The 16,656-nt window shown below is 41.5% G+C and carries 17 protein-coding genes; 9 read left to right on the top strand and 8 right to left on the bottom strand.

The genetic code is table 11. The annotated features are described in order from the left end of the window. Nucleotides 1-23: 23 nt before the first annotated feature. Genes parE through L1264_RS12080 form a run of 5 tightly spaced genes read right to left on the bottom strand, consistent with a single transcriptional unit; the run spans nt 24 to nt 4,361 of the window. Nucleotides 24-1,913, bottom strand: a complete 1,890-nt coding sequence (parE, locus tag L1264_RS12060; RefSeq protein WP_135923625.1) for a DNA topoisomerase IV subunit B — start codon at nt 1,911-1,913, stop codon at nt 24-26. A gap of 33 nt (nt 1,914-1,946) precedes the next feature. Next, on the bottom strand, nt 1,947-2,507 hold the full coding sequence (locus tag L1264_RS12065; protein ID WP_138557186.1) for a YqiA/YcfP family alpha/beta fold hydrolase: 561 nt from the start codon (nt 2,505-2,507) through the stop codon (nt 1,947-1,949). After that, nucleotides 2,492-3,274: a metallophosphoesterase gene (locus L1264_RS12070; protein WP_199526097.1), complete on the bottom strand. Its 783-nt coding sequence runs from the start codon at nt 3,272-3,274 to the stop codon at nt 2,492-2,494. The genes L1264_RS12065 and L1264_RS12070 overlap by 16 nt, the downstream gene beginning before the upstream one ends. Then, nucleotides 3,261-3,719 (bottom strand): DUF1249 domain-containing protein, encoded by a 459-nt coding sequence (locus tag L1264_RS12075; RefSeq protein ID WP_135923622.1) that lies wholly within the window; start codon nt 3,717-3,719, stop codon nt 3,261-3,263. The genes L1264_RS12070 and L1264_RS12075 overlap by 14 nt, the downstream gene beginning before the upstream one ends. 9 nt (nt 3,720-3,728) lie before the next feature. Continuing rightward, nucleotides 3,729-4,361, bottom strand: a complete 633-nt coding sequence (locus L1264_RS12080; protein ID WP_135923621.1) for an NUDIX domain-containing protein — start codon at nt 4,359-4,361, stop codon at nt 3,729-3,731. 150 nt (nt 4,362-4,511) lie between these two features. On the opposite strand from L1264_RS12080, the gene tolC reads away from it, so the two are divergent. From tolC to L1264_RS12095, 3 genes are all read left to right on the top strand, one after another. Continuing rightward, nucleotides 4,512-5,852, top strand: a complete 1,341-nt coding sequence (gene tolC / locus L1264_RS12085; RefSeq protein WP_135923620.1) for an outer membrane channel protein TolC — start codon at nt 4,512-4,514, stop codon at nt 5,850-5,852. Nucleotides 5,853-5,959: 107 nt separating this feature from the next. Further along, the gene (lpxL, locus tag L1264_RS12090) at nt 5,960-6,886 is read left to right on the top strand and encodes an LpxL/LpxP family Kdo(2)-lipid IV(A) lauroyl/palmitoleoyl acyltransferase (protein WP_235404045.1); all 927 of its coding nucleotides are present in this window, start codon (nt 5,960-5,962) and stop codon (nt 6,884-6,886) included. Between the two features lie 59 nt (nt 6,887-6,945). Then, nucleotides 6,946-7,521, top strand: coding sequence for a TcpQ domain-containing protein (locus tag L1264_RS12095; protein ID WP_199526094.1), 576 nt, complete (start codon nt 6,946-6,948; stop codon nt 7,519-7,521). A 7-nt stretch (nt 7,522-7,528) separates the two neighbouring features. On the opposite strand, the gene glnE is transcribed toward L1264_RS12095, so the two are convergent. Beyond that, on the bottom strand, nt 7,529-10,315 hold the full coding sequence (gene glnE / locus L1264_RS12100) for a bifunctional [glutamate--ammonia ligase]-adenylyl-L-tyrosine phosphorylase/[glutamate--ammonia-ligase] adenylyltransferase (RefSeq protein WP_199526093.1): 2,787 nt from the start codon (nt 10,313-10,315) through the stop codon (nt 7,529-7,531). Nucleotides 10,316-10,387: 72 nt separating this feature from the next. Here glnE and L1264_RS12105 point away from each other — a divergent pair, with 72 nt between their 5' ends. From L1264_RS12105 to ruvX, 6 genes are all read left to right on the top strand, one after another. Beyond that, nucleotides 10,388-11,281, top strand: a complete 894-nt coding sequence (locus tag L1264_RS12105) for a DUF350 domain-containing protein (RefSeq protein ID WP_199526092.1) — start codon at nt 10,388-10,390, stop codon at nt 11,279-11,281. A gap of 27 nt (nt 11,282-11,308) precedes the next feature. Further along, nucleotides 11,309-11,770, top strand: coding sequence for a hypothetical protein (locus L1264_RS12110; RefSeq protein ID WP_199526091.1), 462 nt, complete (start codon nt 11,309-11,311; stop codon nt 11,768-11,770). A gap of 69 nt (nt 11,771-11,839) precedes the next feature. Then, on the top strand, nt 11,840-12,574 hold the full coding sequence (rsmE, locus tag L1264_RS12115) for a 16S rRNA (uracil(1498)-N(3))-methyltransferase (protein WP_199526090.1): 735 nt from the start codon (nt 11,840-11,842) through the stop codon (nt 12,572-12,574). Between the two features lie 69 nt (nt 12,575-12,643). Beyond that, nucleotides 12,644-13,597, top strand: a complete 954-nt coding sequence (gene gshB / locus L1264_RS12120) for a glutathione synthase (protein ID WP_135923613.1) — start codon at nt 12,644-12,646, stop codon at nt 13,595-13,597. A gap of 24 nt (nt 13,598-13,621) precedes the next feature. Continuing rightward, entirely contained in the window at nt 13,622-14,179 is a 558-nt protein-coding gene (locus L1264_RS12125) for a YqgE/AlgH family protein (RefSeq protein ID WP_135923612.1), read from the top strand. A gap of 21 nt (nt 14,180-14,200) precedes the next feature. Beyond that, the gene (ruvX, locus tag L1264_RS12130) at nt 14,201-14,650 is read left to right on the top strand and encodes a Holliday junction resolvase RuvX (protein WP_135923611.1); all 450 of its coding nucleotides are present in this window, start codon (nt 14,201-14,203) and stop codon (nt 14,648-14,650) included. Here ruvX and L1264_RS12135 read toward each other — a convergent pair. Both L1264_RS12135 and L1264_RS12140 read right to left on the bottom strand, forming a co-directional pair. Beyond that, nucleotides 14,647-15,516 (bottom strand): hypothetical protein, encoded by an 870-nt coding sequence (locus tag L1264_RS12135; protein WP_235404047.1) that lies wholly within the window; start codon nt 15,514-15,516, stop codon nt 14,647-14,649. The genes ruvX and L1264_RS12135 overlap by 4 nt on opposite strands. Further along, on the bottom strand, nt 15,516-16,649 hold the full coding sequence (locus L1264_RS12140; protein ID WP_135923610.1) for a PilT/PilU family type 4a pilus ATPase: 1,134 nt from the start codon (nt 16,647-16,649) through the stop codon (nt 15,516-15,518). Before L1264_RS12140 ends, L1264_RS12135 begins: the two co-directional genes overlap by 1 nt. Nucleotides 16,650-16,656: the final 7 nt, after the last annotated feature.

The raw sequence follows: 16,656 nt of genomic DNA on the forward strand, positions 1-16,656 counted from the left end.
TTTCATTCGTTCAACTACCTTAACTAAACTTGTGCGCGGTTACCGTGATCTTCTAACCACTGGCGACGGTCTGATGAACGTTTCTTTGCAAGTAACATATCCATCATCTCCATCGTTTGCTCCTCTTCGTCCAACGTTAATTGCACTAGACGACGCGTATTTGGATCCATAGTGGTTTCACGTAATTGTAGTGGGTTCATTTCACCCAACCCTTTAAAGCGTTGAACATTGACCTTACCACGTTTCTTCTCGGCCTCAATGCGCGCTAAAATGCCGTTCTTTTCATCTTCATCAAGGGCATAGTACACCTCTTTACCAATGTCGATACGGAATAATGGCGGCATTGCTACATACACGTGACCTTCTTTAATAAGTGCAGGGAAATGACGTACGAACAAAGCACACAATAGAGTCGCAATGTGTAATCCATCCGAGTCAGCATCGGCCAAGATACAAATTTTGTTATAACGCAAACCAGATAAATCACTCGAATCTGGGTCTATACCTAGTGCCACAGAGATATCATGCACCTCTTGCGACGCTAAAATCTGACCCGACTCCACCTCCCAGGTATTTAAGATTTTACCGCGCAGCGGCATGATTGCTTGGAATTCACGGTCACGCGCTTGTTTTGCTGAACCACCCGCAGAGTCACCCTCTACTAAAAACAGTTCAGTGCGGTCATTATCTTGCGCGCTACAATCGGTTAATTTACCTGGTAATGCAGGGCCTGAAGTAATGCGCTTACGCACAACTTTTTTGGCGGCACGTAAACGGCGCTGTGCATTTGAGATGCATAGCTCAGCTAATAATTCTGCCGTTTCTGTGTGCTCGTTTAGCCATAAGCTAAATGAATCTTTTACTACACCAGAAACAAACGCTGCACATGAACGTGAAGATAGCTTTTCTTTGGTTTGACCAGCGAACTGTGGGTCTTGCATTTTTACCGACAACACATAGCTACAGCGCTCCCAGATATCATCTGGCGTTAGCTTTACGCCACGCGGTAATAGGTTTCTGAATTCACAGAATTCACGCATTGCTTCAAGTAAGCCTTGGCGTAAGCCATTGACGTGTGTACCGCCTTGGGCAGTAGGGATTAAGTTTACATAACTTTCAGCGATTGACTCACCGCCTTCAGGTAACCATACCACAGCCCAATCAGCGCCTTCTGTAGAGCTAGAAAATTCACCTATAAATGGGTCTTTTGGCAGTACTTCAAAACCTTTAACAGCTTCATTTAAGTAATCTTTTAAACCTGTTTCGTAATACCACTCTTGGCTTTCTTTGGTTTGCTTATTGGTAAACTTAATACGCAGGCCTGGGCATAATACTGCTTTGGCTTTTAGCAAATGATTAAGCTTAGTAATAGAGAAGTTAGCTGAGTCAAAATAGCTGGCATCAGGCCAAAAACGCACAGTTGTACCTGTATTACGCTTACCCACTGTACCAATGACGTTAAGGTCTTCAACCTTGTCACCGTTCTCAAAAGCCATACGAAATTGCTGTGCATCACGGCGCACGGTTACTTCAACACGAGTCGATAGCGCATTTACAACCGAAATACCTACCCCGTGTAAACCACCCGAAAACTGATAGTTTTTATTTGAGAACTTACCACCGGCATGTAGCTTGGTAAAAATAAGTTCCACACCCGGAATACCTTCTTCTGGGTGAATATCAATTGGCATACCACGGCCATCATCAATAACTTCAAGTGAGTTATCTTCATGAAGAATAACATCAATTTTTGTTGCATGACCTGCCATTGCTTCGTCGACACTGTTATCGATAACCTCTTGACCTAAGTGGTTAGGACGAACCGTGTCGGTATACATACCTGGGCGGCGTTTTACGGGCTCTAACCCGTTTAAGACTTCAATTGCTTCGGCGTTATAATTTTGCTGACTCATAGTTTTTATATCTTTTATGCGCTTAGCTATGTTTTACGTGATTTTAAGAAAATCTACAATACTTGCAAAGGTTTGTTCGAAGCCGATAAAACTATGATCGCCTCCAAATTCAACGTGTTGCTTACACTGAGAATAATAGTTAACCGCCTGCTGAAAAGGCAGTACTTCATCGCCCGTTTGCTGTAGCAAATAAAGCAATGAAGGAGTGTCTAATTGCGGCAAATATAAACTGCGCAATGCATCCATGTGACGAGTACCAAGTTCGTAATGACTATCTTGATACGGGTTATAATTTGGCCCTAAATAGTTATCGAGTAACTCAAATGGGCGAACCGCAGGGTTAATCACCACCGCAGGTATCGAATAACGTTGCGACAAATAGGTCGCATAAAAACCGCCTAATGAACTACCTAGTAATACAGTATCATCATTTAGCAATTGTTCTAATTGTATAATTGCATGTAATGGCTCATGGGTTAATCGCGGCACCTGATAATCAACATCGAATTGCGCCATATGTTCACCAAAGCGCACGGCTTTGTAAGATTGCTCAGAACTATTAAAGCCATGAATATAAATTACCCGTTTAGCCATAGTACATCCGTGCTTAACTGCAATTTTTGTTGTGCATCAACATTTAAGTTAATGACACGAAATGCGGGGCCTAAATCGTCTTGCTGCCATGCCATCGTGTGCTTGGTAAATTGTATCGAGCTGGCTGGTGTAGCAAACACGCTAAGATCTCGGTAGGTTTGCGTGTATTCATGATGCACATGACCATGAAACACACCAATACACTGCTCACTATTAACGCACATGTTTAAAAACTGTGGGCCATTTTCTAGCATATGTTTATCTAAATAAGCTTGAATTGGCAACGGATTATGATGACAAAACACCACGCTTGGAACTTGCCCTATTGCTTGGCTTAATTCATTCAAATGCGTGTGAGTTACCCAACCTGCTGGCGTCGGACCTTTTGAGTTTGCTAAAAGCAGTTGCCCACCTAAAAACGTAATGCGTTTACTGTTTAAAATTTGCGGGCTTGTAAGCTTTTCATATTCAGCGAGTTCATCATGATTGCCAGGCAACCAAAATACCGGGCAGCTGAGCGCTGAATCTGTAATTAATTTAGCAAAAAGTTGATAAGACTCGCTGCTGTGATCTTGTGTTAAGTCGCCACCAAACACCACACAATCAGCATCTAGCTCAGCAATGGCATGTAAACAGCGCGCAAAATACGCAGCCGTATTCACGTTAAAGTATTCACCCGTTGTATCTTTTGATAAGTGGCAATCAGTGATATGGGCAACTTTCAGTGCTTTTTTATCAAAATGATAGCGGTCACTAAACCAAGCCATTATTTACATCCCAATTTAAAACTGCTCGGCCATTTTCAACACAGGCAACCAACCAGTCATACAAAAAGGCATTAAGCTGATACTTTTCATCTTTTTGGTGCATACTCGGATTCGGGTACGCGTATGAGGGCTTGATACGTTGATGAAAATCATGATGAATGATTTCAGCCACTTTCGCATCATGATACATACGGACCGTTAGATATAGAGGCTGTAATGAGCTCAATTGCCCAGTTTCTTGATTAATAGAGATATCGGTGGTGTATTTAGCCGTATCGTCCACTTTTATCACAAAAGTGCTCTGACCTAACTGAACTTTTCGCTCCTGCCCTACCAAACGCTCACGTGGCAATAATTTTAGTGCACGCGCATAGTTGTGTTCACACAATGTTAAGTACTTGGGTAAACTTTGAATATAGCGCTGTTCGGCAGTGACGTAGGCCAAAATAATCCCCTATTTATTGTTCCAATCAGACAGTATACGTTGCTTATTAAGTGCTAACCACTGTAATGAGATCACAGTTGCAGCGTTATCAATTTCGCCTTGCTCTAAACGTAGCATGGCCTCTTGATATGACATTACATGGGTTTTGATATCTTCATCTTCATTATCTAGACCAAAAAGGCCACCTTGATACCCAGATAAGTCAGTGCGCGCCAAATATAAGTACAAACGCTCAGTCGTACCACCAGGGCTTGAAAGATACGACATCATAAATTCGAGCTCATTAAGTTCAATGCCCGCTTCTTCAAACGCTTCTCGCTTGGCAACTTCTTCGTAGTCAGTACTACCATCAGCCATGCCAGCGATACACTCAAGTAACCAAGGGGACTGCTTTGATGCCATTGCACCAATCCTGATTTGCTCAATAAGCAACACTTGATCAGTAACAGGGTCATAAGGAAGTACAGCTACAGCATGGCCACGCTCTAAAATTTCACGCTTAATCTCCACCGATTTACCACCAGCAAACAGCGCATGATGAAAGCGATACACATTAATTTTAAAAAAACCATCATAAACTCGCTCAATTGGCTTTAACTCTATGTCGTCATGGCTAAATTGTGAGATTGCTGATATTTTCATTCACTATTTCCTGTAAGTATTACGTAAAATTTATCGTCAATTATATTCTGTTACACTTGGACATGTAGATTTACGTAATTTTTTTTTGGTTATTCATTAAAAAAGAGTACCATGTTGGCAGTACGAAATTGTCTAAGGACTGAACAAAAAATGAAAAAAACATTACTCGCTGCGCTGATTGGTTTTTCTAGCGCATTGACTGCAACAGCAAGTAACGCTGAAGACCTACTTCAAGTTTACGAGATCGCAACCGCAAACGATCCTACCGTACTTAAAGCAAAAGCCCAAGCAGATGCGCAAGCCTATGAGAGCGATCGCGCGTTAAGTGCACTATTACCACAAATTGGCTTAAGCCTTGGCTATGAAAAAACCAAGTCGGACCTATACGATGGTAATGATGCTACAGGCTATGCTGGTTATGATTATGACCCTGACGTTTTCAGTCGTGGCCTTAGCTTAAGTCAAACATTGTTCGATTTAGGTGCATGGAACTCACTTGGTATTGCAGAAAAACAAGCATTACAAGCAACTGCACAGTATGACTTTGCACGCCAAGACCTAATCGTTCGTGTTGCTGAAGGTTATTTCAATGTTTTAAGCGCCATTGATAACCTTGAGTTCGTACAAGCAGAAAAACGTGCTATCGAACGTCAGTTACAACAAACTAAAGAGCGTTATGCGGTAGGTTTAACTGCGATCACTGACGTTCATGAAGCACAAGCTCAGTTCGATAACTCTGTAGCACAAGAAATTGTCGCTAAAAATAGTGTTGAAACAGCACGTGAGCAACTTCGTGAAATCACGGGTAAATACCACGCTAAGTTAGATGTATTAAATACAGAAACCTTTTCGACGGTTGCACCTAATAAACAATCAACTGACTTTATAAAAATTGCCGAAGACAACAACTTAAATCTGCAAGTATCGAAAGTAACGGTTGATATTGCAAAAGACCAAATCGATTTAGCAAAAGCAGGTCACTATCCTAAGCTAACTTTGAACGCGTCTTATGGTGACAGCCTGACAGATTTAAACAGTAATTCACATCAACCACGTGAAGACAGTGCAAAAGTGGGTGTTAACTTCAGCTTACCTATTTATTCAGGTGGAGCAACGACAGCAGCAACAGATCAAGCTCGCGCTTACTATGTTGCAGCAAGCGAAGACTTAGAAGCAAGCCTACGTGCAGTAACACGTTCAGTGATCACGTCATACAATCAAGTGGTCTCTGACATCGCAACTTACAAAGCACTTCAACAAGCTGTTGTTTCTGCAGAAAGTGCGCTTAAAGCAACTGAAGCAGGCTTTGAAGTTGGTACACGTACTATCGTTGACGTATTGATTAGCACACAAAACCTGTATAACGCAAAAAGTAACTTAGCGAATGTTCGTTACCGTTATGTTGTTTCTACACTACGCTTGAAGCAAGCTGCCGGTACCCTAACTAGCGAAGACCTTATTGCAATTAATCAGGGTTTAAAAGAAATCTAATCATTTCTTCTAATTGAGTCCTTAAATAAAAGCCAGCCTAGCGCTGGCTTTTTGTATTTTTAAAGACATACAGTTAAACTAGCTTTTTTATTTTTAGAGATTTTTTTGTGGTTAGTTCATCTCCGTTTAAAGCGTCTTTTTTAGGCCCACGTTACTGGTTAACTTGGATTGGCGTGTTCTTTTTATATCTTATCTCTTGGTTACCACACAAATTACAACTTGCACTAGGTAAACTACTTGGCCGTTTAGTGCATCGCTTTATGAAACGCCGTCGCCATATCGCTGAAGTCAACATTCGTTTGTGCTTTCCTGATATGCCAGAACATGAACAGCGCGAATTAGTTCGTAAAAATATGGAAAACACCGGTATTGCCATGATGGAAACTGGCATGGCTTGGTGGTGGCCCGAGTGGCGTGTAAAAAAAGTATATGGCTCCATTAAGGGCCTAGAATACTTTGAGCAAATCCAGCAATCAGGAAAAGGGGTATTGTTACTTGTACCGCATATTCTTCATTTAGAAATGGCAAGCCGTGTCATGGGTTTAAAACACCAAGGCATTGGTTTTTATCGCCCTCATAATAATCCTTTGATGGTATACTTTACGACTAATGGGCGCTTACGCTCAAACGAATACTTAATTGGCAAGCGAGATGTAAAGGGTTTACTAAAAGCACTTAAAAATAAAAAAGTGTGCTATTACCTTCCTGATCAAGATTATGGCCGTAATCGCTGTGAGTTTGCGCCTTTTTATGCAGTAAAAGAGACAGCAACAACAACAGGGACTTTGCTTTTCGCTAATAGCAAAAACTGCGAAACTGTCAGCCTAACCAGCCGACGTGATGAACAAGGTCGCTACCATTTAGAAGTACTGCCTATTTTGCACGATTTCCCAAGTGGCGATGATCTAAAAGATGTAACACGTGTCAATCAACGAATGGAACAAGCCATAGATAATGCCCCAGAGCAATACATGTGGTTACATCGACGTTTTAAAACGCGCCCTGATAAGAACGCACCTTCTTATTACAAGTAGAGTGACAATTTTTAATTAGTATGTTTTTATTAAGGTAATAAACAACAAGAGTATTAGAAATGTGGTTCTGGGTTAAGCATTTATCATTAGCTTTTATTTTAATTGCTGCTGCAATCTACTTTTTATTCGGTAGCGGTCCGGTATTTGATATGAAAGAAACAAAAAATGCCGCTGCTCAGGGGTTGTCTCGCTTTTATTCTGCGTTACGTAACCAAGTAAACAGCAAAGATAACGAACGTGATAAATACGTTCTCAAGTTACCAACACCTGAAACAAGTTTAGATGTTGCACTATTTGAGCGCGAAAAAGTGGTTGAACCATCGTCACCAAACTGGACCGGCGATATTCAACCGCGCCGCTTTGAAAATGGTAATACGTTAAAAGACGTGCTCTCTGATTATGCCCGTAATGAAGACATTGTACTTTATTGGTATTTAAGTAAAGACTATGTCGTTAAAGATCATTTTCGTGTTGATAGTAATTTTGTTTCAACACTGTATCAGGTTGGCCGTGCCATCAATGACGACTTCGAAAATGAGGTTTATACCTTCTTTTGTTTTAAGCAAAGAGCAGCGGTTATCACCGAGCTGCCCTCTGCTTATGTGCGCGAAAACTGCCGTCGCTTAAAAAGCTAGCTAATATCTAAAACACCTCTTGCCACGCCAGACTTACTAAGTCGATGTGCTGAGTTAACTCAGCACGTGGCGCACAACGACCTTGCTGATCTAGACTCATTACATGATAGCGTGAGCGATAGGTAATATATGCCTCGACTAATTCCTGCTGCATTTGCTCTGTGATACAACCTAAACGTGCAGCATCAGCTAAAATGCGCACGTTATCAGACCAAGTGGTTAGCTCTGGATGCTGCATCGCATTATTCAGCACCAGATATTGAGTGATAAACTCAATATCTGTGATACCACCTCTATCTTGTTTTAAATCAAATAGTTCATCATTCCCTTTCGCTAGGTGAGTGCGCATTTTTTCGCGCATCTCGATGACCTCTTTTTTCAGCTTTTCTGTATCACGTGCTTGGCACAACACATCTTTACGGATCGCAGTAAAGCGCTCGTGTAATGAAACTTGCCCATAAATCATGCGTGAACGGACTAAAGCTTGGTGTTCCCACGTCCATGCTTGAGTTTGCTGGTAGTGATAATAACTTTCTAAATTAATAGCCAGTAAGCCCGATGCCCCTTCGGGACGTAAACGGGTATCAAGTTCATACAAAATGCCAGACGCTGTTCGCGTGTTGAATAAGTGCATTAGTCGCTGCGCGAGCTTTAAATAAAACTGACGTGAATCAATTGATTTATCACCGTCGGTATAACTACTGCCATCGTGATTATGCACAAATACCAGATCAAGATCTGAATCGTAGCCAACTTCAAAGCCACCCGTTTTACCATATGCAATAACTGCAAAGCCCTTTTCTTGATCAGAAGTATTGGCTGGCCGACCAAAGCGCTCAACACAAGCATGCCAGGCAATATTGACAGCTTGCTCTACAATAGCCTCAGCAAGCGCAGTAAGGTGATCGCTAACCTTCATCACACTAAGCACACCGGTTGCATCGGCGGCAGCAATGCGTAACTGATGCGTTTGTTTAAACTGACGAAGTGCTTCCATTTGCAGCTCTAAATCGCCATGCTCTATACGCAAGAAATACTGCCTAATTTCATCTTTGTAAGCAGATAAAGGCGTCGGTTTATAGAGCACCTGAGGATCAATCAGCTCATCGAGTAAGATTGGGTAACGCGAAATATGTTCACCAATCCATTTACTATGACAGCAAAGTGCAACTAGTTGATTTAATGCGCCTGGATTTTCATATAACAGCTCAAGGTAAGCGGTTCGAGAAATAATTTTATTCAGCACTTGGCTTATCATGTTAAATGCTTCGCCACTTGCCTTGGCAACAGTAAGCTGTTTAAGCAACAGTGGCATTAATTTGTCGAGAATATCTCTGCCGCGCGTGCCTATTTTCGCCTTCGTTAAGCGCGCTTTAAAGTCTTCAAGCGCCGCTTGCCAGTCAAGGTTAGGCTCGCACATCAAACTAACATCTGTCATCTCCCACGCGCTAATATACTCACTTTCACAGGGATCTGCGCTCTCACTTTCAAAGCCAATGACTTGCTCAAACTCATTATGCACTTCAGCCATCACCTGCTCGATTGCAGCTAAGCAGTGGCTAAAATCAGCCTTATTAAGTAAATAACAAAGGCGCTGCTGATTAAGCTCATCATCAGGTAGTGTCTGAGTTTGTTTATCAGCAAAAATTTGCAAATACTGCTCTACACGGCGTAATTCTAGGTAGTTCTGTTTTAACAATTGCGCTTCCGTGGATGTCATAACTTGATTATTAACCAGCTCTTTTAAAGCCAACAGTAATGACTGCGTTTGCAAGTTTGCTTCTCGACCACCACGCACCATTTGCAGAGCTTGCACTACAAACTCCACTTCACGAATACCACCTGCACCGAGTTTTATGTTATTGGTTAAACGTTTACGACGTACTTCTTGAGCAATCATATGCTTCATTTTTCTAAGTGACTCAATCACTGAAAAATCAATATAACGCCTGTAAACGAACGGTCTTAACAGTTCGTAAAACTCACTCCAATAGCGATTCTCAGTACCAATTAAACGCCCTTTGAGCATGGCATAGCGTTCCCACTCTCGACCTTGTTCTTGATAATAATCTTCCATAGCATGGAAGCTCATCACCAATGGACCACTTTCGCCAAAAGGCCGCAAACGCATATCTACTCGAAAAACCTGGCCGTTCACTGTTGTCTGGTTAAGCGCCATAATTAACTTTTGCGCTACCTTGGTATAAAAAACTTGAGCTTCAACCGAACGACGACCACCTTGTGTGGCAACATCTCGAGGATAAGAAAAAATGAGATCGATATCCGATGAATAGTTAAGCTCTCTTCCTCCTAACTTTCCCATACCAAGAACCAACATAGGGATGGCATTTCCGTCAGCATCGACTGGGGTGCCGCTTACTTTAGCAACTTGCGCAAAAGCCCATTGATTTGCGCTGTCAATAAGCTGGTTTGCCAGCTCAGAGATATAAGCAATGCTGTCAGCAATTGGGTTTGCACAACACAAGTCTAGATACGCGACTTTCAACCAATATTTTTCACGATATAAACGCAATTTTGCCATTGCTGCTGAATCGTCAAGTTCACTTAGGTCACTGTTACTTAATGGCGACTCTACCACGCGGTTAGCACATTCTGTTTCATCAAGTAACCATGTTCTCAAAGCCGGCTGTGATTGTAAGCAGTGCCAAGCAAAATCACTTAATGATAATAACTTAGCGATATTTTCGTCGACATCTTGATCAGGGTATAAGCTAGTAAAGCGGATTTGGCCTAACTGTTGAACTGACGTTGGAAGCGGATACGAATTACTCATTAAATACTCTCTTTTAACTTGCCAATAACCGTACTAGAATGATTATCAAAGATTTATTTAGCAGGGATCTGCATGTCATATTTATCAATATCTAACACTAGTTTAGTCGCGATTGCTATTAGTTTTGCGGTTATTTGTATCACCATAGTACTGCTGCGTATCCTAACGCAAATAAAGGCAAAACAAGCCCTTAAAGAAGAGCTGGCGCAACATGATAATTTTGCTATGGGAATAAGCTTTGCCAGTGAGATCTTAGTTGTCATTGCTACCATTGCTTACATCTTTGATGAAATAAGTCTAAGCGCGGCTCAATCAAACCCTTTGAAAGTATTGATACTCATTTTTTTATTATTTTCTTTCATTAAGATTGGTCATTTAATACACCGAAAATGGATTTTATATCGCTTTAACGAAGAAGCGGCTATTTTAAAACAGAATGTCTGCGCAGCACTGGTTGATTCAGGTATGCTGATAGCTAACTGTATCATTTGTCTTGGTTTATACAATTGGTCGCATACACAAGGCTTTAGTAGTTTACTTATTGCTACCGTTAGCTTTTTTGTTATACAAGGCATGTTTGCTCTTGATACTAAGATCCGCGAGTACCGCTTTGCAAAAGCCAACCAAGGGGCATCGCTGCAAAGTAATTTCAATTTAGAAAACACATCTATCGGCATACGTTATGCCGGGAAATCGATCGGTCTAGCACTTTCTGGTTACGCTGGTCTTTCCAGTGCATCCTTTATTAGTGGTAAGATGGTAGAAAATTTATTCACTTTAGTATCACATTGTGGTGCTATGTGGGTGTTATTGTATGTTTTGAGCTACATTATTAAATATATTTCCTTACCCAATATTGATACATCTCTGGAAGTTGATCACCAAGATAATATTGGAATTGCGTGTATCGAATTTGCCGTTTTTGGTGCTATAGGCTATTTACTAATTAGTATGTTTTCAATTTGATCAGAAGTGTTTGAATCGTGGGGCTTTATGCCAAATAAAATTAATAATTTTTTATTAGTCGATATCGACAATGAGTTTAGTCGAGCATTCGCTGAGCATTATTTTGCTAAAGCTGAAAGCTCTACACTTGTTGTGGCTGGTGCTAATAGCCGACAAATGGTCAAGCTGATGTTCGATGAACTAATTAAAGATTATTGCTACTGCGATTTTAGCAATGAAATAAGCGTTTCTGAGCTAGCCAGCTATTTGCACGAGCATCACACAATACAGGGAGTACTCATTAATCTTACTGATTACCAACTGGCTGATGATGCACAAAAGTTTATTTATAATTCATTACACAAGATAAGGTACTTAGTTCAACAAGACGAGCAAGGTTTTAGCTTTATCCCCTGCCCTGATGCTGCTCATATTAATCACCTTTCTTGCCAATCTGAGATTGCCGAAACTACCGCTCACGTCTTAAGTGCAAAAGACGACCTTAAATAACAAATAAATAATTGCACCTAAACCGCTGTATACTTACCATATTGCTAAAATTATTGATAAGTGACAGCCATGCGAGTACCTCATATTTACCAACCTTCAGCGATTTCTTTAAACACTCCTGTAGCACTTGATGATGATGCAGCAGGTCATGTTGGCCGAGTGTTACGTATGCAAGTCGGAGATAAAGTATCTATTTTTAATGGCGAAGGCGGTGAATACCTCAGCGAAATCATCGAGGTTAGTAAAAAAACAGTCGTTGTTGAACCGCAAGAGTTTATCGATCACGACGTTGAATCACCACTTAAAATTCACTTGGGCCAAGGCATCTCTCGTGGCGATAAAATGGATTTCACCATTCAAAAATCGGTGGAATTAGGTATCACTGAAATCACCCCTATTTTTAGTCAACGCTGTGGTGTAAAACTAAGTGGCGACAGACTGCAGAAAAAACACCAACAATGGCAAAAAATTGCAATTGCTGCAGCTGAGCAATCTGGCCGTAACTTCGTGCCTGTTGTGCATCCACCTGTCGATATAAAAGAGTGGTTAGAACAAGCTAGCGACGCAATTAAACTTACCCTACACCCTCGCGCTGAGCATAGTATTAAAACCATTCAAGTGCCCAGCGAAGGTGTGCGCTTTTTAGTTGGCCCTGAAGGCGGTTTTACTGATGAAGAAATTAACATTGCAAAGCAACAAGCCTTCGTTGATATTCGCTTAGGCCCACGCGTACTTCGAACAGAAACAGCCGCACTGACTGTTTTAAGCGCATTGCAATTACAGTTTGGCGACTTAGCCAATTGAAAATGGTAAAAATACCCATATATCAAAGTTACTAAATACAGTATGGCACTTCGATTCTAAGGCAAAAATATGGCAATTAAGTTAGGCATAATCTCTGATCCAATTAGTGGCTTTAACATAAAAAAAGACACTGGCTTCGCAATGATGATGGAAGCACAAAAACGTGGCTACGAACTTTATTACATGGAAATGGACGACCTGTCACTGCGTCAAGGTCAAGGCTATGCAACAGCTGCCAAAGCCCGTGTATTTGACGATGTAAATCATTGGTACGAATTAGAAGAAAAAGCCACCGTTGCCCTTGCTGATTTAGACGTGATCTTAATGCGTAAAGATCCACCTTTTGATACTGAATATATTTACGCAACCTATATTTTAGAGCGCGCAGAACAAGCTGGCACATTAGTTATTAACAAACCGCAAAGTTTGCGTGATGCAAACGAAAAACTGTTCACCGCTTGGTTCAGTGAACATACACCAGATACATTAGTAACGCGAAGCCAAGCAGATATTCGCGCATTTTTAGCTGAGCATAAAGACATCATACTAAAACCACTTGATGGTATGGGCGGTGCCTCTATCTTTCGTGTTAAAGAAGATGATGCCAATATTGGTGTAATTTGCGAAACATTAACCGAGCATGGTAGCCGCTTTGCAATGGCACAAAACTATATTCCTGAAATCAAACAAGGCGATAAACGTGTCCTTGTCGTTGATGGTGAAGTCATGCCTTACTGCCTAGCACGAATTCCACAAAATGGCGAAACGCGCGGTAATCTAGCAGCAGGTGGCCGTGGTGAAGCTCGCCCTATTAGCGAATCAGATCGCAAAATCGCCGAAGCAGTCGCACCAACGTTAAAAGAAAAAGGCCTTATTTTTGTGGGCTTAGACATCATTGGTGACCGCTTAACTGAAATCAACGTCACTGCGCCGACTTGTGTAAAAGAAATTGAAGCCGCGTACGACATTTCTATCACTGGTAAGTTATTTGATGCCATTGAGAGCAAACTGAGCCATACTTAATCTAAACAACAAAAGGGGCGACCTATGCAGTCATTAGAGAATCATTTCTTAATCGCGATGCCAAGCATGCAAGACCCTTTTTTTAAACGTGCTGTCACTTATATTTGTGAGCACAATCAAGAGGGTGCTATGGGGCTGGTTATTAATCAGCCTATTAATATTACTGTGGGTGAATTACTCGATAAAATCGAGATTGATAACGACAAAAATAAGCAAGCCGCAGGCCTTGCTGTTTATGCTGGCGGCCCCGTAAAAACAGACCGCGGCTTTGTGTTACATTCTCCTAAGCATGGCTATTCATCAAGCCAAAAGCTTAGCAGTGATATTATGATCACCACTTCAAAAGATGTGCTGGCAAGCTTAACCACTAATGAAGCACCTGAACAATTTATTATTACTTTAGGTTATGCAGGTTGGGAGCAGGGTCAACTTGAGCAAGAGCTGCTAGAAAATTCATGGCTTATCATAAAAGCAGATCCAGATATCATCTTCAACACCCCTGTTGAAAAGCGCTGGGAAAAAGCGGTATCCATGTTGGGGTTTGATGTAAGTCAGCTAAGCTCTGAAGCCGGCCATGCCTAACATAAATGAATTATTGAAACTATGACAAAAAGAACATTTAAGCCCGTAGGTGAGCGCACCGTTATGGGCTTTGATTTTGGCACCAAAAGTATTGGTATCGCCATAGGCCAAGAGCTAACCGGTACAGCCTCAAGCCTTCAAGCAGTGAAAGCCAAAGACGGTATTCCTGATTGGCAGCAAATAAAAAAGCAAGTAGATGACTGGCAACCAGATCTAATGGTAGTTGGTTTACCGCTTAATATGGATGGCAGCAATCAAGAAGTCACTTTTAAAGCCAAGAAGTTTGCAAACCGTTTGCATAATCACTTTGCTATCCCGGTTGAAACTCAAGACGAACGACTAACAACCGCAGATGCCAAAGCGCGTTTATTCGAACAAGGTGGTTACCGTAACCTTGGTAAAGGTAACGTCGATAATATGTCTGCGGTGATCATCTTAGAAAGTTTTTTTGAGCAATCTTATGGCGACTAACGCGCTTTGTTAATCACGGTATAGTCGTTTAAATCTGGAATAAAGCCTGCCTCTCGGTAGGCTTTTTCAATAGCGCTGCTATTACGAAGCTGCTGTAAGCCTTTTTGAATTGCTGCAAAGGCGGCTTTTCCGTCTGGATGCTTTTTCGAAATAATAAAGTGACGGCTATCATTTAATTGCAATACCACGTTAGGTACTGCAACCAGTTCAATATTTTCCAAACTGTAACGATTATTGAGACTTGGCATTAAAGGCATCATCATAAAATCAACCCACTGCATCGATACCGTGCGGACTTGCCCAAGCCACTCATCTTCTCTGAGCAGCTCTTTGAGCGGTAGAGCCGATAACGTTTGCCAGTCAGTTTGCCAACGAGGTGTTGAAACCGCAGTTAATTGCTTAAAGTCAGCAAACTGCTTTAATTGCAGTGCTTTTTTATTGTTTGGGGACGTGAATATACCAGCAAAATATTCACCATTACGGATCACGGGATCTGAAATATACACAGACTCAGCAAGCTGCTTTGCATCTACTGACCACACACTATCAAAGCTAAGTAATAACTGGCCATCTTCTAAAAGCTTGGTGTTACGGTAATTAGCATTACCTTTGTGATAGCGAAATGATTTATTGAAACCACCTAAGCTCAACGCTTGTTGAGCAATGATCATATCAACTACATCACGGCGGATGTAAGCTCCACTAAAGTCTTTTACTTCAATAGGTTTAAGACCATTTAAGAAGCGACTGTAATCGTCATAAACATCATCGCGGATAAAAATAACAACATCTTCAACAACATTACTAGACGCCTCAAAGGCAGTTACCAGCAGTATAAAGGCAGCTATAATTATCCGCGAAAACATTATATATCGCTCTTCTCGTCAAGGCCGTCGATGGTAACACCTTGTAAGAAACCAGCACCTTTTTGCTCATTATTTTGCAATTTGATCATCAAGCGCAAGTCGTTTGGTGAGTCGGCATGATGGAGCGCATCAGCGTAATTAATTCGACGCTGTTTATAAAGCTCAAATAACGCTTGGTCAAAGGTTTGCATGCCCATTTCTTTCGATTTCGCCATGGTTTCTTTGATAGAGCCAATATCACCACGTTTGATAAGCTCAGCCACCATCGGTGAGTTAAGCAGAATTTCGATAGCTGCAACACGGCCCTCACCATCGGCTGTAGGTATCAACTGCTGGGCAACAATGGCACGTAAGTTTAGTGCTAAGTCGTACTTTAATTTATCGTGCTTCTCTTTTGGTACTAAGTGCATGATACGGTCAATGGCTTGGTTGGCGTTGTTGGCGTGCAGTGTTGCTACACACAAATGACCGGTTTCGGCAAAGCTTAGGGCATATTCCATGGTTTCTTGGGAGCGTATCTCACCAATCAAGATAACATCGGGTGCTTGACGCAGTGAACTTTTCAGAGCGGATTCAAAGCTTTCTGTATCTAAACCAACTTCACGTTGGGTGATGATACTTTTACGATGTTCATGAACAAATTCAATCGGGTCTTCAATCGTTAAAATATGACCTCGCTGATTGCGGTTACGATAACCCAGAAGCGCTGCTAATGACGTTGATTTACCGGTACCTGTACCACCCACAAACAATACTAAACCACGCTTTGCCATGATCACATCGGTCAGTGTTGACGGCAGACCAAGCTCATTAACGTCCGGTATTTTCGTCACGATACGACGAATAACCATACCGGCACGATCTCGCTGCCAAAAAGCAGAAACACGGAAACGCCCTTCATCTGTCGCTATAGCAAAATTACACTCTTTAGTGTCATGAAATTCTTGGCGCTGCTTATCGCTCATCGCAGACTCAACTAAAGCCAGAGAGCTTTCATCAGAGAGCTTCTCATCAGTAAGATGCACAAGCTCACCATTGATTTTTGCACTCACTGGTAATTGGCTCGAAACAAATAAGTCAGACGCTTTTTTATCGATCATAACTTGTAAAAAGTGATTTAAAGGTAAAGACATCTTAAGT

The organism is Pseudoalteromonas sp. APAL1, assembly GCF_021532475.1.
Classification (GTDB): domain Bacteria; phylum Pseudomonadota; class Gammaproteobacteria; order Enterobacterales; family Alteromonadaceae; genus Pseudoalteromonas; species Pseudoalteromonas lipolytica_C.